Raw genomic sequence first — 22,717 nt, 5'->3', positions numbered from 1 at the left:
TAAAAGCCGGTCCATCATGCAAAAAAACATCACGTCTTTAGGTTCGCTGAACTGGGATGACCTCAAGTTTTTCCTAGAGGTCGCCCGCACCCGCAAGGCCAGCACCGCTGCCAAGCGCCTGGCGGTGGACTACACCACTGTCTCGCGGCGCATCAGTTCGCTGGAATCGGCATTGGGTACGTTGCTGTTCGAAAAATCCCGGACCAGCGGTTTCGTCCTGACGGCGGAAGGCCAACGCCTGCTGGGTTACGCCGAATCGATTGAAAGCACCCTGCACATGGCGTGCGAGCAGGTGTCGGGGTCGGGCGTGGCGTTGTCCGGTCACGTGCGCATGGGTTGCACCGAAGGGTTCGGCAGCTTTTTCATTACCCCGCAGCTCAGCCACTTCGTCGATGCCTACCCGGCGATCTCGGTGGACATCCTGCCGCTGCCGCACTTCATCAGCTTGTCCAAGCGCGAAGCAGACATCGTCATCGCCCTGGAGCGACCGGAGCACGGTCCTTATGTGTGCTGCAAACTCTGCGACTATCGATTGCAGCTTTACGCGACCCAGGACTATCTCGACAAACACCCACCGATCCGCCGCCCGGCGGACCTGAGCAAGCATGCGTTCATCAGTTATGTGGACGATCTGGCATTCAGTTCGGAGCTGTTGTATCTGGCGAACGTGCTGCCTGGCGCCAGCGCCAACCTGCGCAGCACCAGCGTGATCGCGCAGTTCGTGGCAGCGCAGCAAGGACGGTCGCTGGCGATCCTGCCGTGCTTCCTCGCAGCCCAGGACCCGCGATTACTGCCGGTGTTGCCGGAAGAGATCAACATCACCCGGCAGTTCTGGATGTACTGCCGGGAGGACCTGCGCAAGCTCAAGCGGATCACCCTGCTGTGGGATTACATCCGCGCGGTGACCGAGCAGAATCAGGGCTTGTTGATGGGTGAGAGTCGGGAGACGTTGTTCGCCGATTAGTCCGCCGACACGACGATCGCTACGCGGCGGTTCTCGGTTCGGCCAGCGGTGGTGGTGTTGGTGGCGACCGGGATGCTGCTGCCCAAGCCGCGCAATTGAATGTTTTCTTCTTTCATGCCGACGGTGTTCAGGACCTTGGCGACGCTGTTCGCGCGACGCACGGAAAGCTGTTCGTTATAGGCCTCTTTGCCCGACGCGTCGGTGTGGCCATCAACTCGCACCCGGTTGATGCCGACACCTAGAAGCGCCTTGCCGATGCGCTCGACGATGTCGGTGCTGGCGCGATTCAGGCTGTCGTCGTCACTGCCAAACAGTACTTTGCCGGACAGACCAAAAGCCCAACCTTCGTCGGTCAATTCGAACCCTTGTTGTTTCAGTACCGCAAGCTGCGCAGGTGTCAGGCCTTTCTGGGGTGCCGTCTGGCAACCGGTCAACGCCAATACCGCCATGAACAGCGTAAAGGTGAAAAAACGAAGGGATCGTTGGGTCATTGAGAACACGGGGGTCAGCTCCTGGTTTGAACATCGACGGCAGAGTGCTCCGACTCTGCGGTGTGTTGCGCGCCTCGGGAAAGGCGCTTGGCTTGATACATGGCGGCATCGGCGGCATTCAGTAGCGCACCCGGCGAGACGCCATGATCGGGGAAAACGGCGACGCCAATACTGAGGGACGTCAACACGTGGAAATCGCCCGAAATCAGGATCGGCTCTTCCATGCTGGCGAGGATATTGTCGGCGATCCTTTCGGCGTCTGCGGTTTTGTGCAACGGCGTCAGCAGAACGGCAAACTCGTCACCGCCCAGGCGCGCGACCAGATCGTCTTCGCGTAGCTGTGCACGCACCCGGTTGGCGACGGCCACCAGCACCGCATCGCCCGCGGCGTGGCCGAAGTTGTCGTTGATTTCCTTGAACCGGTCACTGTCGAGGAACAGTACGGCGACGCGCTCATTGAGCTTGCTGGCATTACGCAGTGCACGCATCAAGCGACCTTCGAAAAAGGCCCGGTTGGGTAATCCGGTGAGGCTGTCATGACTGGCCTGATGGGCGAGGGTTTCGTTCTCGCTTTGCAAATGGGTTTGCCAGGATTCGAGTTCATCGAGCAAGGCATTGAAGTCGTTGCCCAGGTCGTCGAGTTCGGCAATGTCGGCCGGGGGGACGCGCTGGCCGAAGGCACGTTCGCTGCGAGCGGCGTGCGCCACGGACGCCAGGCTGCGCAATGGACCGGTGATCCCGCGCAGTTGCCGGCGGGCGAGATAGAGCGCCACCCACGCACTGACTGCGGTGCACAACATAATGCCCATCAGACCGCTGAGCAGGAACCGCAACAAGCTGCCGCCATGACCGGTGAGTTCGATGCTGCCGACTTCCCGACCTTGATGGAGGATCGGCATGCTGATCGGTTTTTCCAGGAAGGTCTTCGCGATCTGTACTTCCAGCTCGGAAAAGAGCCCCTTCTCCGGCCGCTGCCAGCGAGCCAGCAATTGGCCCTTATTGTTAATTACCTGAGCATCGGCGACTTCTTCGGTGGACGCGATCAACGCCAGGGCTTCGGTGGCCGCGGCCTTGTCGTTGAACACGACGGCAGCTTCCACGGTGTAATTGATGGAGCGTGCAATCAGGTGCAGGTTGTGGTCGGCATAGACCCGCAAGGCCAATACGCCGAGCAGGGTCAGGGAGACGCTGGCCATGGCCAGGGCCACCAGCGCGACAACCAAATGACCGCGGCCAATGACCGAGCGCAACGTGGGACGGGTGTCAGATTTAAACAGGCTCATGACGCCGCCGATTTGCGGCGCGACAGTTGCAGCACGCTCGGGTGAATGCGTACACCGCTTCGCGCGACGGAGTCGAGGTTGATCTCGAAAGACACCTGATCATCGCTAACCCGCAGACAGAACAGACTGCCAACGGTGCATGGATCGTCGGCTTCGCTGATGCTCAACACCGCAAGCCCGGCCAGCGAAGCAAACAGCCGACTGCGTTCGTCGTTGGTCAGTTTGCCGATGTAGACGGCATCGCATTCAGTGGCGATGGAAGGGTTGGCGGCCAGTAACCGGCGCACGGCAACGGGACGGCCAGTGGCTTGAGTGGTGCCCTTGACCAGGTCGTCGGTGTACTCGGTGGGGCCTACGATGCACAGGCGCAGTTGCGCAGGTTCAACCGGCCAGCGGGCGTAGCTGAGGATGCCCAGCACGACTTGAGTAACGGCGCTGGCCCGTTGATCTGCCATGCTTACCGGTGCTTGCGGCTGTGCGAAAGCGAGATTGGCCAAGAAACAGAGAACCCCGGCGAGCAACAGATGCTTGCAGACAGCGACGCGTCCTGTCGTCCAGACAGCCAGCTTCATGATGCGGGGATTCTCGTGATGTAGCGAAATGATGCCGCAACGATAGCACAGTGCCCCGTTGCCAGCGAGGCCAAGCGCTGCTCCACATCGGACAGATTCCGTTACAGGTCAAGCGCTTGGGTTGGCCCCTCTTCCAGCTCCAGCATCAAACCGCTCAAGCGCTTGACCTTGCGCCGAACCGCTTCTTCGAACACGCCGGTACGGGGCTCGATCAACGTGAACCAGTTTTTGGCCCGGGTGATCCCGGTGTAGATGAGCTCTTTGGTGAGCACGGGATTGAGGGCGTCCGGCAAGATCAACGCGGTGTGAGCGAACTCCGAGCCTTGGGATTTGTGCACGGTCATGGCGTAAACGGTTTCGACATCATTGAGCCGGCTCGGCAGTACGAATCGCACACCGCCCTGACCGTCATTGCGCGGGAACGCCACGCGCAACACCTGTGTTCCGGCTTCGGGTCCGTCACGCTCCGGCAGCTTGAGGGCGATGCCGATGTCGCCGTTCATCAACCCCAAACCGTAGTCGTTGCGCGTCATCAGCACGGGGCGGCCTTCGTACCATTGGTGATCACTGTCGATCAGTCGAGCCTTGAGCAGCGCTGACGTCACTCGCTGATTCAAACCCTCCACGCCCCAAGGGCCTTTACGCACAGCACACAGCAACTGGAATGCGTCGAAGGCTTCCAGGACCTGGCGAGCCCATTCGGTCCAGCACGGATCATCAAGTGGCCGGCCAACTGCCGGGCGTTGGTTGCGCAGAAGACTCAGGTAATGGCGATAACCTAATGGACCATCGCCATGGCCTTCGAGCAGCAGGCGTTCCAGTGCACGGTCCTGCTCACCTTTGAGCGACAGGGAGAACACGTCGTCATGGCTATGCGCCGTCAACAGCTTGCGCGCCTCTTCAGGCTGTTGCTGATTGACCCAGCGCGCCAATTGACCGATGCCGCTGCCCTCGCCGAACCGTCGGGAGTGGCGCAGCATCACCACCTGCTGGGCCAGTGGGTGAGTACCGTGGGCGTCTTCGTGCAAGCCGCTGCCCTCCAGGCTTTCACCACTGACCGCTTCCAGCCATTGACGAGTCTGCGGGCTGTACCAGCCGGCCTCTGCATCGCGGCACAAATCGCCGAGCACGGCACCGGCCTCTACCGACGCCAGTTGATCCTTGTCGCCGAGCAGCACCAGGCGTGCATGGTCTGGCATGGCATCGAGCAGATTGGCCATCATTTCCAGGTCGATCATCGACGCTTCATCCACCACCAACACATCCAGGGGCAAGCGGTTGCCAGCGTGGTGACGGAAGTGCCGGGTACCGGGACGGCTCCCCAGGAGTCGGTGCACGGTGGTGACGTCCGAGGGGATTTTTTCCCTGACGGCTTCGCTGACTTTGAGGGTACGAACCTGCTGGCTGATGGACTCGGTCAACCGTGCAGCGGCTTTGCCCGTGGGTGCGGCGAGACGGATGCGCAGCGGTTTTCCCGCCTCGACCGCAGGTGCCTGCAACAATGCCAGCAACCGCACGACCGTGGTGGTCTTGCCGGTTCCGGGACCGCCGGTGACGATGCTGAACGCGCTGCGAGTGGCCAGCGCACAGGCGAGCTTCTGCCAGTCAATGACGTCACTGGGCCTGGCGGGACCGAACAGCCCCGTGAGACGCTCGGACAAATCGCTCGGCGTTGTTTCGTGCTCGGCCAGACGCTGGCGCAGCGACTGGTCGATGCGTCTTTCATAAGCCCAGTAACGGCGCAGGTACAAGCGTTTGCCCGACAGCACCAGAGGTCTTTGCTGCGCCGTTTTACTACCATCGGCCGCCAGTGCGACCAGTTGACTGGCAGCCAGCACCTTGCACCAATGCGCACCGTCCAGCGCCTCGAGCAACTGCGAGGGCAAGACCATCGCACCGCCCTGCAGATCACCTTCCGGCGGCAGCGACAGGGCAAAATCCGGCTCTTTCAAGGTTTCGAACAAATCAAGGCACACATGACCGTGGCCCAACTGGTGGCTGGTCAACGCGGCAGCCAGTAGCACCAAGGGATCGTCGGCGGGCGCCAGCTCATGCAGAAAGGCCACAAACGCTTTGTCGAGTGCGCGCAACCAGCCACGTTCGACCCAGCGCGTGAGCAACAGGAGCAAGTCATCGGCACGACGAAGCGGATCAAGTTCCGCGAGGCTGTCTGCTGCCAGTGAAGTGGGCAGCAGATCGGCGAAGGTGCGGCTCATAGCAATACTCCCTGTTCCCAAGCGGGCTCGGCCTTGGGCTCTGGTTTGCCCTGGAACAGACGATCCAGTCGTTCAATCAGCTCACGGGGCGGTCGTGCGAAAAATACACCTTGGCTGGACGCACGCGTGCCGCGCAGGAAAAGGTACAACGCACCACCGACATGCCGGTCGTAGTCGTAATCGGCAAGCCGCGCCTTGAGTTGGCGATGCAGGGCCAGCAGATACAGCACGTATTGCAGGTCATATCGGTTGTCGAGAATTGACTGCTCCATGGCCGCATCGGTGTAGGCCGTGTCATCGACGCCGAGCCAGTTGGACTTGTAATCGGCCACGTAATAGCGACCGTCGTGTTCGAACGTCAGGTCGATGAACCCTTTGAACATCCCGTTGAGCATCACCGGTTCAGCCGCCACCCGCGCAACACCGTTGTGGGTGTATTGGCGCACCAGTTCATCGAGTTTAAGCACGTCGACTTTATGACTGGCAAACCAGAACTCCATCTCGACGCGATACTGCGTCAACCGCTCGAACACCACCGGCGCTTGCCCGGCGCCAAGGTGCAGCGGCGATTTGAGCAGGTGTTGCAGCCAGTCGCTCAACGTGGTGATCCAGCCTTCCCAGCCTCGTCGATTGCAGCGGCGCCCAATCGCATCCTCGACCGCTTGCGGGCTGACAGAAAAACCTTCGTCACCGGCCCATTCCAGCAAACCATGGAGAAAGGTGCCGGGGCCTGGACCACGGGGGAATCGATGGATGTCCGCGCCACCGGCCGCCACTTCTCGTGGTGCGTTCGGATCCAGGCGTTCATCGTCGAAGAGTTTTTGCGCTTGCGGGTTTTCGGGCGCTTCGTCAGTGCCGATGCTCAGGCTGTCGCCGATGCGCAAGGCGCTGTAGGAGGCAATCCACCAGTTTTCACTGGCCTTACGCTTGGGAATCAGCGGAGCGAGCAAGCGTGCATCATTGCGCGGCGGATGATAATGCTCGGCAGTGGCTTCGGGCACTTCTGCGTAACGAAGTGCCGGGCAATCTTGCTGAAGGTCTTCCAGCCAGCGTTTCAAGCCGGCGGACTCGGCCAGTACAGCGCCGCCACCCAGCAGATAACCCAGTGCCGACAAGTGCAGCACCGAGCTGTTGTTATTGCCGCGTTTGAGATCGGTCACGCCAAGCCAGCAAGCATGTTGCGCCCGGGTGAGCGCCACGTAGAGCAACCGCAAGTCTTCGGCCAGACGCTCATCATCCGCCAGCGCAATCAATTCGGCGGTAGGCTTCAACGTCACCTGAGCCTTGCCGTTGGCGTCGTGGTAGTGCAACGGCAGACGACTGCCGTCCACCGGTTTGGCCGAGCAAATGAACGGCAGGAACACCAGGGGATATTCAAGGCCCTTGGATTTGTGGATGGTCACAACCTTGACCAACTGTTCATCGCTTTCCAGGCGCAGGATCTGTTCCTCCCCCGCTTGGCCGGACAATGCCAGATGCTCGGATAAATGACGGATAAGCGCCTGCTCGCCATCGAGTTCGGCGGCGGCTTGTTGCAACAGTTCCGACAGGTGCAGCAGATTGGTCAAAACCCGCTCGCCGTCACTGCGGGCGATCAACGCCTGAGGCAATTCGAAGTCGTGCAGCAATCGACGCAGCATCGGCAGCACACCTTGTTTGCGCCACAGCTCGCGATAACCGCGAAACTGCATGACCCGCGCTTCCCAGGCCAACTCATCCTGATTCAATCGTTCGAGTTCTGCCAGAGACAGGTTCAGGGTGATGCAAGCCAGCGCGGCCCGCAGTGGCCGCTCGACGTCCGGTTCGGCACAGGCCTTTAGCCAGGCCAACACGTCGTGCGCTTCCTGGGCGGCGAACACCGAGTCCTTGTCTGACAGGTAAACGCTGCGCACGCCACGAGCCGAGAGTTCAGCACGCACGGCCTGGGCTTCTTTGCCGTCGCGCACCAGGATTGCGATGTCGGCGGGCAGCAGACCTCTGAAGTTTTTACTTTCCTGGACAAAACCCGCCTGTCCCTGCTGCCCGCCGTTGAGCAACGCAGTGATCTGACTCGCGCAAGCCGAGGCCAGATGCTGCCGGTAAACTGCACCGGACAATGGTTGTTCGGCAGGAAGGTGCCAAATGTTCAAGGCCGGGACGACCTGGCCATCGACGAACAGGGTCTCTTTACGTCCCTGGGATTCAACCGGCAGGAATGGCACCGGATTCGTGCCATCTTTTTCACGGAACAGGAACGCGCCGCGCCCGGTCGCGCGCGACTCCGCACGCTCGAACACGTGATTCACTGCGCCGACCATGCCATGGCTGGAACGGAAGTTGGTACCCAGGGTATGCAGGCGGCCAGTCGTGGCCTGGCGGGCGCGCAGATAGGTATGAATGTCGGCGCCCCGGAAAGCATAAATCGCCTGCTTCGGGTCGCCGATCAGGAACAGGCCGCACTCAGGGTTGTTGTCTTCGATGCGATAAATGGTTTCGAAGATTCGATACTGCACCGGATCGGTGTCCTGAAACTCGTCGATCAAGGCCACCGGAAACTGTTCGCGGATCAACGTGGCAAGACGCTCGCCGCCTTCGGCTTGCAAGGCTGCATCCAGACGCAGCAGCATGTCGTCGAAACCCATCTCTGCCCGGCGACGCTTTTCTTCCTCGAACCGTGCACCGACCCAACGGGCGGCGTGTTGCAGCACAGCAGCGTCAGGTGTTGGCAATCCATCGAGGCTGGCCTTCAAACCGGGCATGGCGTCCAGCCCCGGGTGACGGGGCACTTCGCCCTTCCACGCTTCGGCCATACCGTCGGGCGTCAGCCGCGTGAAGCCGGTGCCAATGTCCAGCTGTTCAGCCAGTTCGTCTTCGGCCCACGTTTTGATTTTTTCAAACCAGGGCTCGAAGTAACGAGCCTGCATCTTGCGACCGTCGACGCTCTTGCTTGCAACGCCTTGGTGACAGATCGCGAGCAACTCGTCCGCCCATTGTTGCCATGGCATCTTGAGTTCGAGCAGTGCAGCACGACGTTCCTGCAAACACTCGATGATCAGCTCGGCAGGCTCCTTGCCTTCAGCGCTTTCTCGCTCGCTGGCGAACAAACCTCTTAATCGAGGCAGAAGGGCGGCTGGTCCTCCCCAATTGCCGCGCACCCAACTCAATGCATCGCCCTGCATCGGATAGCAGAACAGCCGCCAGTAATCGCGCAGGACTTCGCCGAGCAAATCGCTGTGATCCGTTTCCAGGGTCTGGGTAAACAGGCTGCCACTATCAAAGGCATGCTCGCGCAACATCCGCTGGCACCAGCTGTGGATGGTCGAGACAGCCGCTTCGTCCATCCACTGTGCGGCGATGTCCAGACGATTTGCACAACCAGCCCACTGTTGTTCCGGGTACTCATCACGAAGCTCGGCAATGAGCGCATCGGGAGCGGTTATTTCGTCACGGAAAAACCTTGCCGCTTCCGCCAGACGCGTACGGATACGTTCGCGCAGCTCCTTGGTGGCAGCGTCGGTAAAGGTCACCACGAGTAGTTGCGGCGGCAGCAATTCGCGGCCGAAACCGCTGGCCTCGCCACCGTGACCAAGGACCAGGCGCAGGTAAAGGGCAGAAATAGTGAAGGTCTTTCCGGTCCCGGCGCTGGCCTCGATCAGTTGACTGCCGCGCAACGGGAACGCCAGGGCGAGGGGTGGTTTTGTGCTCATGAGCGAGCCTCCTCGCTGGTCAATGATCGCCATGGAGCTTGCAGCAGCGGCCGATATAGCGCTTCGCACCATCCGGGGAATGACTCGTCGCCGATCAAGGCGTCGTAGTCGGCAAACTGACGAGCCAACGCCGGGCTCTCACGGCGCTCGCCATCTGTCGTCAGGCCGTCACCTTCATAGGCTTTTCGAGCGGCAGCGTCAGCCTTTGCGGGATCGGTTTGCCCGAGCCAGGCGAAGGCGGTTTTTACGGCAATCGGCAGAGGTTGGCGCATACCGTTTTTCCAGGCGAGCAGCAGGTCTTCCAGCATTCGCACGGCTTGCGTCGCCTCCAAGGGGGCGAGTAGCAGGCTGTCATCACTGGCTACCAGAGCGGTGGTCATCGGCAGGCCACTGGCGCAGGCGACCAGATGATTAACCCAAGGCCGTATCAGGCGATGCCATTTTCGCGACTTGATCGCGCCGATGCTGTTGGGAATGGTGGTGACTGAAAGCAGCCCACCGTCTGCGCGCTGATGAAGACCACCGAGCCAACCTTCCAGCCGCAGACCTTGCAACTCCAGATTGACCGGTAGCGCACTGGTGAGCGGGGTTGGCCATAACGTCAGAAGTTGCTGATAGCGCAGCAGCAGATCCGGCAGCGGTTCGATCAGCTCTCGTTGCAAGTATTCGCCAAAGCCAGCCATCGGCAGCAGCCCACTGTTTTGCAGGCGAATAGCGTGCGACACCAGTGTCTGATCAGACTGATCGGGCTGGCTGAGCGCGGCATCGAGCAAACTGCTGCTTAGGCTGTAGCGCTGCAAAGCGTCGAGCACGAACGGCTCTTCATCCGCCAAGGGCACTTCGGCGCTTTCGAAGAATACTTTCAGGCGCTGACTGAAGAAATGTCGCACGGGATTTCGCAGGAAATCCTGCAGCTGGCCAAGGCTAAGCGGTTCTTCCAATGAATACGCTTCAAGCACTTCGACATCAGGCGCTTGTTCACGGACTTGATGGAGCGCCTGCCATTCGTTGGCGTAGCTGTATAGCTCATCGCCTTCCAGGAAGTAACGGGCGCTGAAGGGTTGCAGCGGGTGTTCCTGGGTCAAGGCCTCGAGCAGGTTTTCCTGGTCATCTTTCAGTCGCCATCCACTGGCAAGATGATCACGCAGTTGGCCAATCAGCACCGAAGCGGGGCGTTCGCTGTTATCGCGAATGCTGCGGCCGACCCAGCTGATATAGAGCTGATCACGCGCCGACAACAGCGCCTCGAGAAGAAGATAGCGATCGTCTTCGCGCCGGGACCGATCGCCAGGGCGGTAATCACTGCCCATGAGGTCGAAGTCCAGGGGCGGTTGGGCGCGCGGGTAATCCCCGTCATTCATTCCAAGCAGACAGACCAGTTTGAACGGGATCGCACGCATGGGCATCAGCGTGCAGAAATTGACCGCACCCGCCAAAAATCGCTGGGATAAACGGCCTTGATCAAGACCGGCCAGCCAGGCTTCACGAACGACGGTCAACGGCAATTCGTCATGCAGGTCGACGGACTCACACGTCTCCAGCCAGGTTTCACGCAACTCTTCAAGCTGGCCCAGCAGGTAGTCGTCATGCTCGTTGCTGGCCTGGAAAAACAGTTGCAGCAGCGCTTGCAAACGAACAGCCCATTGCTGAGGTGCGACGGGTTGGGTGAGTTCATGATGAGCGATTTCAAGCGCATCCAGCAGTGCGACCAAGGGACCGATGAGCGCGGCGTCCAGTCCGCCAATTTCGTCATAGGGCTCGATGGTTTCATAGGCACTGGCGCTTCCCACGGCATAACCGAGCAACATACGTCGCAGGCCGAAACGCCAGCTGTTCTGTTCCAGTTCCGAGGGCAGACCGAGGCCTGCTCTCTGTTCGGCATTCATGCCCCAGCGGATACCGGCGCCTTCGATCCAGCGATGCAGGGTCGGCAAGTCGCGCTCTTCAACGCCGAATCGCGCGCGTAGCGCGGGAACGTCGAGCAGATCAAGAATTTCGCTGACGGGGAAACGGCTGTCGGGGAGTTTGAGCAGATGCTCGACAGCGATCAGCAGCGGATCACGGCCGCGCTGTCCCTGGTCTGCGAGCGTGAACGGGATGAAGCGCTGGTCTTTATGATCAAGTTGAGCAAACACGGCGCGGATATGCGGCGCGTAGCTGTCGATGTCCGGCACCATCACGATGACGTCCCGCGGTCTCAAATCGGGATCAGCACTGAAGCGTGCGAGCAATTGGTCGTGGAGGATTTCCACTTCACGCTGGGCGCTATGAGCAATGTGAAAACGGATCGACTTGTCATCATCAAGATCGACAGCTGGCCAGCGCTCGCGCGTTTCGTTTAGAGGGCGTAATTCGAGAATATCGTCCTGCAACTGATTGAGCATGTTCAGGGGTTGAATGTCACTAAACAGGTCAATCCGGCCTTCACGGAATGCAGATCGATAACTGCCGGGATCGTCGTAGCTGTCGAGGAGGTTGATGTAGTCACGACCCTGCTTGCCCCACGCAGCCAGCAGCGGATGAGCGTGTTGATGGAGTGTCTGGGGATCGAGCACAACCGGCATGCCACTTTTACGAGCCTGACGTTTGTATTGGTGCCGCAAGAGGTCTTTATCGGCGACGATGTCTGCCCAATGATGACGACATGGATTATGGACGCACAGCAGAACCTGGCTGAAGCGAGCCAGTCCGGCGAGTGCTTCCAGGGCTTGGGCCGGAAGCGAGGAAATCCCGAAAACGATCACCCGTGAAGGTAATCCGAGGGGCGCTGCTTCGAGGCTGTTGATGCGCTCAATAAACCGTTGGTGGACGCCTGCCCGGCTCTGCGCCATGCCTTGCTCACCCACATCGAGCAACAGTGCGCGCCACAACTCTGCTTGCCAACAGTTGGCAGGGACCAGCGGTTTGGCTTCGCCCCTGACATTTCGCAGCTGGTGACGGCCCTCTGCCCAATCTTCAAGCCAATCGGCCCGGTAGACCTGGTATTGGTCGAACAGGTCCGCCAAACGCTCGGCCAGTTGATAGCGTTTGCGCAAGTCGGTGTCATAGGTCAGGAAGCGTTGAAGGGGCTCGAAATGTGGCTGATTGATCACCTGTGGAAGCAGACGCATCAACCGCCAGGTCAGCGGGGCTTTATCAAGCAAGGACTTGGCGGGAATTTCATCGCGCCCAAGGACCATGCGGTAGAGCTGCCACATAAAGCTGCCGGGGAGCTGCACGTCAATGGCAGCGGCAATCCCGCAACCACCCATGTCATCTTCTTCAGGGTCTTCAGCAAGTGCCAGCTTCAGCCATTGGGCGATGCCGTTGCTTTGTACCAGGGCTATTTCGTTTTCCAAGGGAGCCAACGGGTAACGGCGCATCCAGCTCACAACCAAGCTGCGCAACTCGTCCAGGCGGTTCCCATGAACCACCATAAAACCAGCATTGAGGGACGTCGCGTCCGGCATAAAGGCTTCCTTGGAAAAATACAAATGCTAGGGGCAGACCTTAGCATTGTCGGGAGGCGGTGACAGCTTGGAGGCTATAAGGTGATGCTGCAGCCACTTTCCTGCGGGCAAAACAAAACCCCTGTTCGCGTTAGCAAACAGGGGTTTCGGAATTTAATCTTGACGATGACCTACTCTCACATGGGGAAACCCCACACTACCATCGGCGATGCATCGTTTCACTGCTGAGTTCGGGATGGGATCAGGTGGTTCCAACGCTCTATGGTCGTCAAGAAATTCGGGTACCGAGTCGTGGCCGGGTGGCCGCGCTTCAGCAAATCGGGTATGTGACAGCTTTCGGTGTTTGCAAGATCTCGAACTTTCGGTTCGTTTCGTCTTCACACACCGCAATCTGATGCTTCTACTTGTTTCCAAGTCAGGAGTAGTCAAATTGCTTGGGTGTTATATGGTCAAGCCTCACGGGCAATTAGTATTGGTTAGCTCAACGCCTCACAGCGCTTACACACCCAACCTATCAACGTCGTAGTCTTCGACGGCCCTTCAGGGGACTCAAGGTCCCAGTGAGATCTCATCTTGAGGCTAGTTTCCCGCTTAGATGCTTTCAGCGGTTATCTATTCCGAACATAGCTACCCGGCAATGCCACTGGCGTGACAACCGGAACACCAGAGGTTCGTCCACTCCGGTCCTCTCGTACTAGGAGCAGCCCCTCTCAAATCTCAAACGTCCACGGCAGATAGGGACCGAACTGTCTCACGACGTTCTAAACCCAGCTCGCGTACCACTTTAAATGGCGAACAGCCATACCCTTGGGACCGGCTTCAGCCCCAGGATGTGATGAGCCGACATCGAGGTGCCAAACACCGCCGTCGATATGAACTCTTGGGCGGTATCAGCCTGTTATCCCCGGAGTACCTTTTATCCGTTGAGCGATGGCCCTTCCATACAGAACCACCGGATCACTAAGACCTACTTTCGTACCTGCTCGACGTGTCTGTCTCGCAGTCAAGCGCGCTTTTGCCTTTATACTCTACGACCGATTTCCGACCGGTCTGAGCGCACCTTCGTACTCCTCCGTTACTCTTTAGGAGGAGACCGCCCCAGTCAAACTACCCACCATACACTGTCCTCGATCCGGATAACGGACCTGAGTTAGAACCTCAAAGTTGCCAGGGTGGTATTTCAAGGTTGGCTCCACGCGAACTAGCGTCCACGCTTCAAAGCCTCCCACCTATCCTACACAAGCAAATTCAAAGTCCAGTGCAAAGCTATAGTAAAGGTTCACGGGGTCTTTCCGTCTAGCCGCGGATACACTGCATCTTCACAGCGATTTCAATTTCACTGAGTCTCGGGTGGAGACAGCGCCGCCATCGTTACGCCATTCGTGCAGGTCGGAACTTACCCGACAAGGAATTTCGCTACCTTAGGACCGTTATAGTTACGGCCGCCGTTTACCGGGGCTTCGATCAAGAGCTTCGCGTTAGCTAACCCCATCAATTAACCTTCCGGCACCGGGCAGGCGTCACACCCTATACGTCCACTTTCGTGTTTGCAGAGTGCTGTGTTTTTAATAAACAGTCGCAGCGGCCTGGTATCTTCGACCGGCATGAGCTTACGGAGCAAGTCCTTCACCCTCACCGGCGCACCTTCTCCCGAAGTTACGGTGCCATTTTGCCTAGTTCCTTCACCCGAGTTCTCTCAAGCGCCTTGGTATTCTCTACCCAACCACCTGTGTCGGTTTGGGGTACGGTTCCTGGTTACCTGAAGCTTAGAAGCTTTTCTTGGAAGCATGGCATCAACCACTTCGTGTTCTAAAAGAACACTCGTCATCAGCTCTCGGCCTTAGAATCCCGGATTTACCTAAGATTCCAGCCTACCACCTTAAACTTGGACAACCAACGCCAAGCTGGCCTAGCCTTCTCCGTCCCTCCATCGCAATAACCAGAAGTACAGGAATATTAACCTGTTTTCCATCGACTACGCTTTTCAGCCTCGCCTTAGGGACCGACTAACCCTGCGTCGATTAACGTTGCGCAGGAAACCTTGGTCTTTCGGCGTGGGTGTTTTTCACACCCATTGTCGTTACTCATGTCAGCATTCGCACTTCTGATACCTCCAGCAAGCTTCTCAACTCACCTTCACAGGCTTACAGAACGCTCCTCTACCGCATCACCTAAGTGATACCCGTAGCTTCGGTGTATGGTTTGAGCCCCGTTACATCTTCCGCGCAGGCCGACTCGACTAGTGAGCTATTACGCTTTCTTTAAAGGGTGGCTGCTTCTAAGCCAACCTCCTAGCTGTCTAAGCCTTCCCACATCGTTTCCCACTTAACCATAACTTTGGGACCTTAGCTGACGGTCTGGGTTGTTTCCCTTTTCACGACGGACGTTAGCACCCGCCGTGTGTCTCCCATGCTCGGCACTTGTAGGTATTCGGAGTTTGCATCGGTTTGGTAAGTCGGGATGACCCCCTAGCCGAAACAGTGCTCTACCCCCTACAGTGATACATGAGGCGCTACCTAAATAGCTTTCGAGGAGAACCAGCTATCTCCGAGCTTGATTAGCCTTTCACTCCGATCCACAGGTCATCCGCTAACTTTTCAACGGTAGTCGGTTCGGTCCTCCAGTTAGTGTTACCCAACCTTCAACCTGCCCATGGATAGATCGCCCGGTTTCGGGTCTATTCCCAGCGACTAGACGCCCTATTAAGACTCGCTTTCGCTACGCCTCCCCTATTCGGTTAAGCTCGCCACTGAAAATAAGTCGCTGACCCATTATACAAAAGGTACGCAGTCACCCAACAAAGTGGGCTCCCACTGCTTGTACGCATACGGTTTCAGGATCTATTTCACTCCCCTCTCCGGGGTTCTTTTCGCCTTTCCCTCACGGTACTAGTTCACTATCGGTCAGTCAGTAGTATTTAGCCTTGGAGGATGGTCCCCCCATATTCAGACAAAGTTTCTCGTGCTCCGTCCTACTCGATTTCATGACTAAGAGATTTTCGCGTACAGGGCTATCACCCACTATGGCCGTACTTTCCAGAACGTTCCGCTAATCTCAAAGCCACTTAAGGGCTAGTCCCCGTTCGCTCGCCACTACTAAGGGAATCTCGGTTGATTTCTTTTCCTCAGGGTACTTAGATGTTTCAGTTCCCCTGGTTCGCTTCTTAAGCCTATGTATTCAGCTTAAGATACCTAACTTATGTTAGGTGGGTTCCCCCATTCAGACATCTCCGGATCAAAGTCTGTTTGCCGACTCCCCGAAGCTTTTCGCAGGCTACCACGTCTTTCATCGCCTCTGACTGCCAAGGCATCCACCGTATGCGCTTCTTCACTTGACCATATAACCCCAAGCAATCTGGTTATACTGTGAAGACGACATTCGCCGAAAATTCGATAATACTCAATTAAGAGCAACTCACAAATTTTACCTTAGCCTGATCCGTTACCAGTGAAAGTAACGTCCAGTCTATCTTTCTATCACATACCCAAATTTTTAAAGAACGATCTAATCAAAGACTAGAAATCAATATTCACTTCAGAATATTCATTTCTAAACTCTAACAGCAGAAACAGTTAATGGTGGAGCCAAACGGGATCGAACCGTTGACCTCCTGCGTGCAAGGCAGGCGCTCTCCCAGCTGAGCTATGGCCCCATAACAAAATTGGTGGGTCTGGGCAGATTCGAACTGCCGACCTCACCCTTATCAGGGGTGCGCTCTAACCAACTGAGCTACAGACCCAATTTCGAGCGCAACTGATTAGCTAAGAGCTATCAGCTTGGAGCTTAAAGCTGCTTCTATCGTCTTCTTCAATGAATCAAGCAATTCGTGTGGGAACTTATGGAGCAGCTGATGTCGTCGATTAAGGAGGTGATCCAGCCGCAGGTTCCCCTACGGCTACCTTGTTACGACTTCACCCCAGTCATGAATCACACCGTGGTAACCGTCCTCCCGAAGGTTAGACTAGCTACTTCTGGTGCAACCCACTCCCATGGTGTGACGGGCGGTGTGTACAAGGCCCGGGAACGTATTCACCGCGACATTCTGATTCGCGATTACTAGCGATTCCGACTTCACGCAGTCGAGTTGCAGACTGCGATCCGGACTACGATCGGTTTTCTGGGATTAGCTCCACCTCGCGGCTTGGCAACCCTCTGTACCGACCATTGTAGCACGTGTGTAGCCCAGGCCGTAAGGGCCATGATGACTTGACGTCATCCCCACCTTCCTCCGGTTTGTCACCGGCAGTCTCCTTAGAGTGCCCACCATTACGTGCTGGTAACTAAGGACAAGGGTTGCGCTCGTTACGGGACTTAACCCAACATCTCACGACACGAGCTGACGACAGCCATGCAGCACCTGTCTCAATGTTCCCGAAGGCACCAATCCATCTCTGGAAAGTTCATTGGATGTCAAGGCCTGGTAAGGTTCTTCGCGTTGCTTCGAATTAAACCACATGCTCCACCGCTTGTGCGGGCCCCCGTCAATTCATTTGAGTTTTAACCTTGCGGCCGTACTCCCCAGGCGGTCAACTTAATGCGTTAGCTGCGCCACTAAGAGCTCAAGGCTCCCAACGGCTAGTTGACATCGTTTACGGCGTGGACTACCAGGGTATCTAATCCTGTTTGCTCCCCACGCTTTCGCACCTCAGTGTCAGTATCAGTCCAGGTGGTCGCCTTCGCCACTGGTGTTCCTTCCTATATCTACGCATTTCACCGCTACACAGGAAATTCCACCACCCTCTACCATACTCTAGCTCGACAGTTTTGAATGCAGTTCCCAGGTTGAGCCCGGGGATTTCACATCCAACTTAACGAACCACCTACGCGCGCTTTACGCCCAGTAATTCCGATTAACGCTTGCACCCTCTGTATTACCGCGGCTGCTGGCACAGAGTTAGCCGGTGCTTATTCTGTCGGTAACGTCAAAACACTAACGTATTAGGTTAATGCCCTTCCTCCCAACTTAAAGTGCTTTACAATCCGAAGACCTTCTTCACACACGCGGCATGGCTGGATCAGGCTTTCGCCCATTGTCCAATATTCCCCACTGCTGCCTCCCGTAGGAGTCTGGACCGTGTCTCAGTTCCAGTGTGACTGATCATCCTCTCAGACCAGTTACGGATCGTCGCCTTGGTGAGCCATTACCTCACCAACTAGCTAATCCGACCTAGGCTCATCTGATAGCGCAAGGCCCGAAGGTCCCCTGCTTTCTCCCGTAGGACGTATGCGGTATTAGCGTCCGTTTCCGAGCGTTATCCCCCACTACCAGGCAGATTCCTAGGCATTACTCACCCGTCCGCCGCTCTCAAGAGAAGCAAGCTTCTCTCTACCGCTCGACTTGCATGTGTTAGGCCTGCCGCCAGCGTTCAATCTGAGCCATGATCAAACTCTTCAGTTCAAACATCTTTGGGTTTTTAAGAAACCCTAAACTTGGCTCAGCAATCGTTGGTTACATCTTTGATTTCTCGCGGAGTAACTTGTGATGCTGATAATCTTGTTGACTATCAGTCTGACTCCACAAGCACCCACACGAATTGCTTGATTCAGTTGTTAAAGAGCGGTTGGTTAAGATCTTTCGTCTCAACCGAGGCGCGCATTCTACAGCAGCCTCTGTTGCTGTCAAGCGGTTATTTTCAGAAGTTTTCAAAGTTTCCTTTGTAACTTCAACCACTTGCGCTTTCGATCTCTCGTTAGCGGGAGGCGAATTCTACAGCGTTACTCGCTGCTGTCAACACCTCTTTTTCAACTCCTTTCGCGCTTCGATGACCTGAAGCAACTCACTGCCGAAAACTGCGTAACTCTTTGTTTACCAAGGAGTTTTCCGTTTCGACTGCGCCGGAAGTGGGGCGAATTATAGACATCCTGGATCTGCCGTCAACCTCTATTTTCATAATTCTGTCACAAAGGTCAAAAAAGCCCCGAAAACGAGAAGGCCGCCCTATAAAGGCGGCCTTCTTCTCTTCTACTTATAAGCTAGGGAACGCGAACTGCGAAGCTTCATGACTCGCACGTTGCGGCCAGCGCTGCGTAATAGCCTTGCGACGGGTATAGAAGCGCACCCCATCCGGACCATAAGCATGCAGGTCACCAAACAACGAACGCTTCCAGCCACCAAAGCTGTGATACGCAACCGGAACTGGCAGCGGAACGTTGACGCCGACCATTCCGACTTCGATCTCATCGCAGAACAACCGCGCCGCTTCCCCATCACGGGTAAAGATGCAGGTGCCATTGCCATACTCGTGATCATTGATCAGCTGCATTGCCTCTTCCAGGCTGTTGACGCGGACGACGCACAGCACTGGCCCAAAGATCTCTTCTTTATAGATGCGCATCTCTGGCGTGACGTTGTCGAACAGGCAGCCACCCAGGAAGAAGCCTTCTTCATGGCCTGCCACACTCAAACCACGACCATCGACCACCAGCGTGGCGCCGGCAGCAACACCGTCATCCACATAACCGCCGACTTTGTCCCGCGCCTGACTTGTGACCAGCGGCCCCATGTCCAGACCGCAAGAAGTACCTGCACCGATCTTCAGCGCCTTGATCTGTGGTACGAGCTTGGCCACCAGCGCATCTGCTACCTGATCGCCCACACACACGGCCACCGAGATCGCCATGCAACGCTCGCCACAAGAACCGTAGGCAGCGCCCATCAACGCACTGACCGCGTTATCCAGATCCGCATCCGGCATCAATACCGCGTGATTCTTCGCGCCGCCCAGTGCCTGCACGCGCTTGCCGCGCTTGGTGCCTTCGGCATAGATGTATTCGGCAATCGGCGTCGAACCGACAAAGCTCAGCGCTTTGACTTCCGGCGCTTCGATCAGCGCGTCCACTGCCGACTTGTCGCCATGCACCACGCTCATCACACCTTTCGGCAGACCGGCTTCCAGCAGCAACTGCGCGATCAGCAATGTGGAGCTCGGATCACGCTCGGACGGTTTGAGGATGAAGCAGTTACCGCAGACGATCGCCAACGGATACATCCAAAGCGGCACCATCGCCGGGAAGTTGAAGGGCGTGATACCCGCCACTACACCCAGCGGCTGAAAGTCCGACCAGGCATCAATATTCGGGCCGACGTTACGGCTGTACTCGCCCTTCAGGATTTCCGGAGCGGCACAAGCGAACTCGACGTTCTCGATACCGCGCTTCAGCTCACCTGCCGCGTCTTCGAGGGTCTTGCCGTGCTCTTCGCTGATCAGCTGGGAAATACGCGCTTCGTTCTGTTCCAGCAACTGCTTGAAGCGAAACATCACCTGGGCACGTTTCGCCGGTGGCGTATTGCGCCAGGCCGGGAATGCAGCCTTGGCAGCATCGATCGCCTGTTGAATGGTTTCGCGGCTGGCCAATGGCACTTTATGAATGGGCTGACCGGTCGACGGGTTGAACACGTCAGCAGTGCGACCGTTGTCGGTCACCAGCTCACCATTGATCAAATGCGGGATAAGGCTCATGCGGGGCTCCTGAAAATTGTCCACAGGCGCCCTGCTCAGGGCGCCCTCTATATATAGATAGCGTTTGGAATCAGTCGATCTTGTTCAGCACTTCGCCGACCGCATCGAACAAACGATCAAGGTCCTGCGGTTTGCTATTGAAAGTTGGGCCAAACTGCAGAGTGTCGCCGCCAAAGCGTACGTAGAACCCTGCCTTCCAAAGTGCCATGCCCGCTTCGAACGGACGCACGATGGCATCTCCGTCACGCGGAACGATCTGGATCGCACCGGCCAGGCCGTAGTTGCGAATGTCGATAACGTTCTTCGATCCCTTCAGACCGTGCAGCGCATTTTCGAAATGCGGCGCCACTTCGGCCACGCTCTGCACCAGGTTTTCTTTCTGCAGCAGGTCGAGTGCCGCCAGGCCAGCGGCACAAGCCACTGGGTGCGCAGAATATGTGTAGCCATGCGGAAACTCGACCGCGTACTCAGGCGTCGCCTGATTCATGAAGGTCTGGTAGATCTCGGAGCTGGCAATCACCGCACCCATTGGGATCGCGCCGTTGGTGACTTGCTTGGCGATGCACATCAGATCCGGGGTCACGCCGAAGCTGTCAGCACCAAACATCGAACCGGTGCGACCGAAACCGGTGATCACTTCATCGAACACCAACAGAATGTTGTGCTGATCGCAGATCTCACGGAGGCGCTTGAGGTAACCCTCTGGCGGAACCAGCACACCGGCGGAACCGGCCATCGGCTCGACAAACACTGCAGCGATGTTGGAAGCGTCATGCAGTTCGATCAACTTCAGCAGCTCATCCGCCAAAGCGATACCACCCTCTTTCGGCATGCCACGGGAATAGGCATTACTCGCCAGCAGCGTGTGCGGCAGGTGATCGACATCCATCATCGCCTGACCAAACATTTTGCGGTTGCCGTTCACACCGCCAAGGCTGGTACCGGCGATGTTCACACCGTGATAACCACGCGCACGGCCGATCATTTTTGTCTTGGTGGCCTGGCCTTTCAGGCGCCAGTAAGCGCGAACCATCTTCACAGCCGTATCCGCACACTCGGAGCCCGAGTCCGTAAAGAACACGTGGTTCAGATTGCCCGGCGTCAGATCAGTGATCTTTTCAGCGAGCTGGAACGACAGCGGGTGGCCGTACTGAAAGCCCGGGGAGTAATCAAGAGTGCCCAGTTGTTTGGCGACTGCTTCCTGAATCTCCTTGCGGGTGTGCCCTGCGCCGCAAGTCCATAGACCGGACAGCGAGTCATACACCTTGCGGCCCTTGTCGTCAGTCAGCCAACTGCCCTCAGCAGCAACAATCAGTCGCGGATCACGCTGGAAGTTACGGTTGGCGGTGTAAGGCATCCAGTGAGCGTCAAGCTTCAGCTGGCTGGCCAGGGAAGACTGAGCGTTTTCGGGCATGTTCATGAGCAAAACCTCGCAGGGCAATAAGCGGCATAGAGATCAAAAAGCGTTCTTGCAGCTAAATTGCCACGAGGATAAAGTCTGTGAAATCCAACTTTTCTAACCTTCAGTCTGACCCACACTAAACTTTGAGTAATTAACAGCATGAGCACTCGCCGCCCCGATCCTCTGGCGCAAGTCAGCGACTTTGATATCCGACTGCTGAGGATTTTTCGTAGCGTGGTGGAGTGCGGCGGCTTCTCCGCCGCGGAGTCAGTGCTGGGCATAGGCCGTTCAGCCATCAGCCAGCAAATGAGCGATCTGGAACAGCGCCTCGGATTACGACTATGCCAACGCGGTCGCGCAGGCTTTTCCCTGACCGAAGAAGGCCGGGAGGTCTATCAATCCGCGTTGCAGCTATTAAGTGCACTGGAAAGTTTTCGCACCGAGGTCAACGGCCTGCACCAGCACCTGCGTGGTGAATTGACCATCGGGCTGACCGACAACCTCGTCACCCTCCCCCACATGCGCATTACCCACGCCCTCGCACAACTGAAGGAACGTGGCCCCGACGTGCAGATCCAGATCCGCATGATCGCGCCCAACGAAGTCGAACAAGGTGTGCTCGACGGTCGTCTGCATGTCGGCGTGGTGCCCCAAGCCAGCGCCCTGTCGGGACTGGAATATCAGCCGCTCTACAGCGAACGCTCCCTGCTGTATTGCGCGGTCGGCCACCCGTTGTTTTACGTCGACGACAAACAACTGGACGACGAACGCCTCAATAGCCAGGACGCCATCGCCCCCACCTTCCGTTTACCCGCCGACATCCAGGCTCATTACCAGGCGCTGAACTGCACCGCCAGCGCGTCCGACCGTGAAGGCATGGCCTTCCTGATCCTGACCGGACGCTACATCGGCTATCTGCCGGACCACTACGCCGCCCTTTGGGTGCAACAAGGCCGCTTGCGAGCATTGAAGTCCAAAGCACGCTTCTATGACCTGAGTCTCGCATCGGTCACACGCAAGGGCCGCCGCCCCCATTTAGTGCTCGAAAGCTTTCTGGAAAGCCTGGCCGCAACGAGATGAAAAATCACCAAAGCGTTGTAATCAAAGGCCTACAGGCCTCACAACGCAAAATATCTTGAGTACTTGGACAGCTTTTTGCAGGGCATGAGAACCGTCATCCCCGCTAAAAAGAAG

General features: G+C 57.3%; 10 protein-coding genes, 2 tRNA genes and 3 rRNA genes. 2 read left to right on the top strand and 13 right to left on the bottom strand.

The window, feature by feature from the left end; translation table 11 throughout:
- Window positions 1-16: 16 nt before the first annotated feature.
- Window positions 17-964, top strand: a complete 948-nt coding sequence (locus ACA063_RS03300; RefSeq protein ID WP_497666466.1) for a LysR family transcriptional regulator — start codon at window positions 17-19, stop codon at window positions 962-964.
- On the opposite strand, the gene yfiB is transcribed toward ACA063_RS03300, so the two are convergent.
- The 13 genes from yfiB to aptA form a co-directional block, all read right to left on the bottom strand.
- On the bottom strand, window positions 961-1,455 hold the full coding sequence (yfiB, locus tag ACA063_RS03295; protein ID WP_497664776.1) for an outer membrane lipoprotein YfiB: 495 nt from the start codon (window positions 1,453-1,455) through the stop codon (window positions 961-963). The two genes, ACA063_RS03300 and yfiB, sit on opposite strands and share 4 nt — an antisense overlap.
- A gap of 14 nt (window positions 1,456-1,469) precedes the next feature.
- On the bottom strand, window positions 1,470-2,738 hold the full coding sequence (gene dgcN, locus ACA063_RS03290; RefSeq protein ID WP_497664775.1) for a diguanylate cyclase DgcN/YfiN: 1,269 nt from the start codon (window positions 2,736-2,738) through the stop codon (window positions 1,470-1,472).
- On the bottom strand, window positions 2,735-3,310 hold the full coding sequence (yfiR, locus tag ACA063_RS03285) for a regulatory sequestration protein YfiR (RefSeq protein WP_497664774.1): 576 nt from the start codon (window positions 3,308-3,310) through the stop codon (window positions 2,735-2,737). Before yfiR ends, dgcN begins: the two co-directional genes overlap by 4 nt.
- 101 nt (window positions 3,311-3,411) lie before the next feature.
- Window positions 3,412-5,526 carry an exodeoxyribonuclease V subunit alpha gene (gene recD, locus ACA063_RS03280; protein ID WP_497664773.1) on the bottom strand — a complete coding sequence of 705 codons (2,115 nt, stop codon included), beginning with the start codon at window positions 5,524-5,526 and terminating at the stop codon, window positions 3,412-3,414.
- A complete protein-coding gene (gene recB, locus ACA063_RS03275; RefSeq protein WP_497664772.1) occupies window positions 5,523-9,212 on the bottom strand; it encodes an exodeoxyribonuclease V subunit beta in 3,690 nt (1,229 codons plus the stop codon). The genes recD and recB overlap by 4 nt, the downstream gene beginning before the upstream one ends.
- Window positions 9,209-12,661 carry an exodeoxyribonuclease V subunit gamma gene (gene recC, locus ACA063_RS03270; RefSeq protein WP_497664771.1) on the bottom strand — a complete coding sequence of 1,151 codons (3,453 nt, stop codon included), beginning with the start codon at window positions 12,659-12,661 and terminating at the stop codon, window positions 9,209-9,211. Before recC ends, recB begins: the two co-directional genes overlap by 4 nt.
- Window positions 12,662-12,818: 157 nt before the next feature.
- A 5S ribosomal RNA gene (gene rrf / locus ACA063_RS03265) occupies window positions 12,819-12,934 on the bottom strand.
- A 172-nt stretch (window positions 12,935-13,106) separates the two neighbouring features.
- A 23S ribosomal RNA gene (locus tag ACA063_RS03260) occupies window positions 13,107-15,998 on the bottom strand.
- Window positions 15,999-16,237: 239 nt separating this feature from the next.
- Window positions 16,238-16,313: transfer RNA gene (locus ACA063_RS03255), tRNA-Ala, on the bottom strand.
- Between the two features lie 10 nt (window positions 16,314-16,323).
- Window positions 16,324-16,400: transfer RNA gene (locus ACA063_RS03250), tRNA-Ile, on the bottom strand.
- A gap of 122 nt (window positions 16,401-16,522) precedes the next feature.
- Window positions 16,523-18,059: ribosomal RNA gene (locus tag ACA063_RS03245) — 16S ribosomal RNA — on the bottom strand.
- Together the 16S, 23S and 5S rRNA genes with 2 tRNA genes alongside form the textbook arrangement of a ribosomal RNA operon.
- A gap of 568 nt (window positions 18,060-18,627) precedes the next feature.
- Entirely contained in the window at window positions 18,628-20,121 is a 1,494-nt protein-coding gene (locus tag ACA063_RS03240; RefSeq protein WP_490148249.1) for a CoA-acylating methylmalonate-semialdehyde dehydrogenase, read from the bottom strand.
- 70 nt (window positions 20,122-20,191) lie between these two features.
- Window positions 20,192-21,541 (bottom strand): omega-aminotransferase AptA, encoded by a 1,350-nt coding sequence (aptA, locus tag ACA063_RS03235; RefSeq protein WP_497664770.1) that lies wholly within the window; start codon window positions 21,539-21,541, stop codon window positions 20,192-20,194.
- Window positions 21,542-21,682: 141 nt separating this feature from the next.
- Between aptA and ACA063_RS03230 the strand changes: the two genes are divergently transcribed.
- Entirely contained in the window at window positions 21,683-22,603 is a 921-nt protein-coding gene (locus ACA063_RS03230) for a LysR family transcriptional regulator (RefSeq protein WP_497664769.1), read from the top strand.
- Window positions 22,604-22,717 lie beyond the last annotated feature (114 nt).

The sequence above is a fragment of the Pseudomonas sp. LBUM1643 genome (genome assembly GCF_059716215.1).
This window is presented reverse-complemented; position numbering and strand designations above follow the sequence as displayed.

What these genes read in the sequence shown, in the direction of transcription:
- ACA063_RS03300 (WP_497666466.1), top strand. Translation starts at nt 17, where the DNA reads ATGCAAAAAAACATCACGTCTTTAGGTTCGCTGAACTGGGATGACCTC.
- yfiB (WP_497664776.1), bottom strand. Translation starts at nt 1,455, where the DNA reads ATGACCCAACGATCCCTTCGTTTTTTCACCTTTACGCTGTTCATGGCG.
- dgcN (WP_497664775.1), bottom strand. Translation starts at nt 2,738, where the DNA reads ATGAGCCTGTTTAAATCTGACACCCGTCCCACGTTGCGCTCGGTCATT.
- yfiR (WP_497664774.1), bottom strand. Translation starts at nt 3,310, where the DNA reads ATGAAGCTGGCTGTCTGGACGACAGGACGCGTCGCTGTCTGCAAGCAT.
- recD (WP_497664773.1), bottom strand. Translation starts at nt 5,526, where the DNA reads ATGAGCCGCACCTTCGCCGATCTGCTGCCCACTTCACTGGCAGCAGAC.
- recB (WP_497664772.1), bottom strand. Translation starts at nt 9,212, where the DNA reads ATGAGCACAAAACCACCCCTCGCCCTGGCGTTCCCGTTGCGCGGCAGT.
- recC (WP_497664771.1), bottom strand. Translation starts at nt 12,661, where the DNA reads ATGCCGGACGCGACGTCCCTCAATGCTGGTTTTATGGTGGTTCATGGG.
- ACA063_RS03240 (WP_490148249.1), bottom strand. Translation starts at nt 20,121, where the DNA reads ATGAGCCTTATCCCGCATTTGATCAATGGTGAGCTGGTGACCGACAAC.
- aptA (WP_497664770.1), bottom strand. Translation starts at nt 21,541, where the DNA reads ATGAACATGCCCGAAAACGCTCAGTCTTCCCTGGCCAGCCAGCTGAAG.
- ACA063_RS03230 (WP_497664769.1), top strand. Translation starts at nt 21,683, where the DNA reads ATGAGCACTCGCCGCCCCGATCCTCTGGCGCAAGTCAGCGACTTTGAT.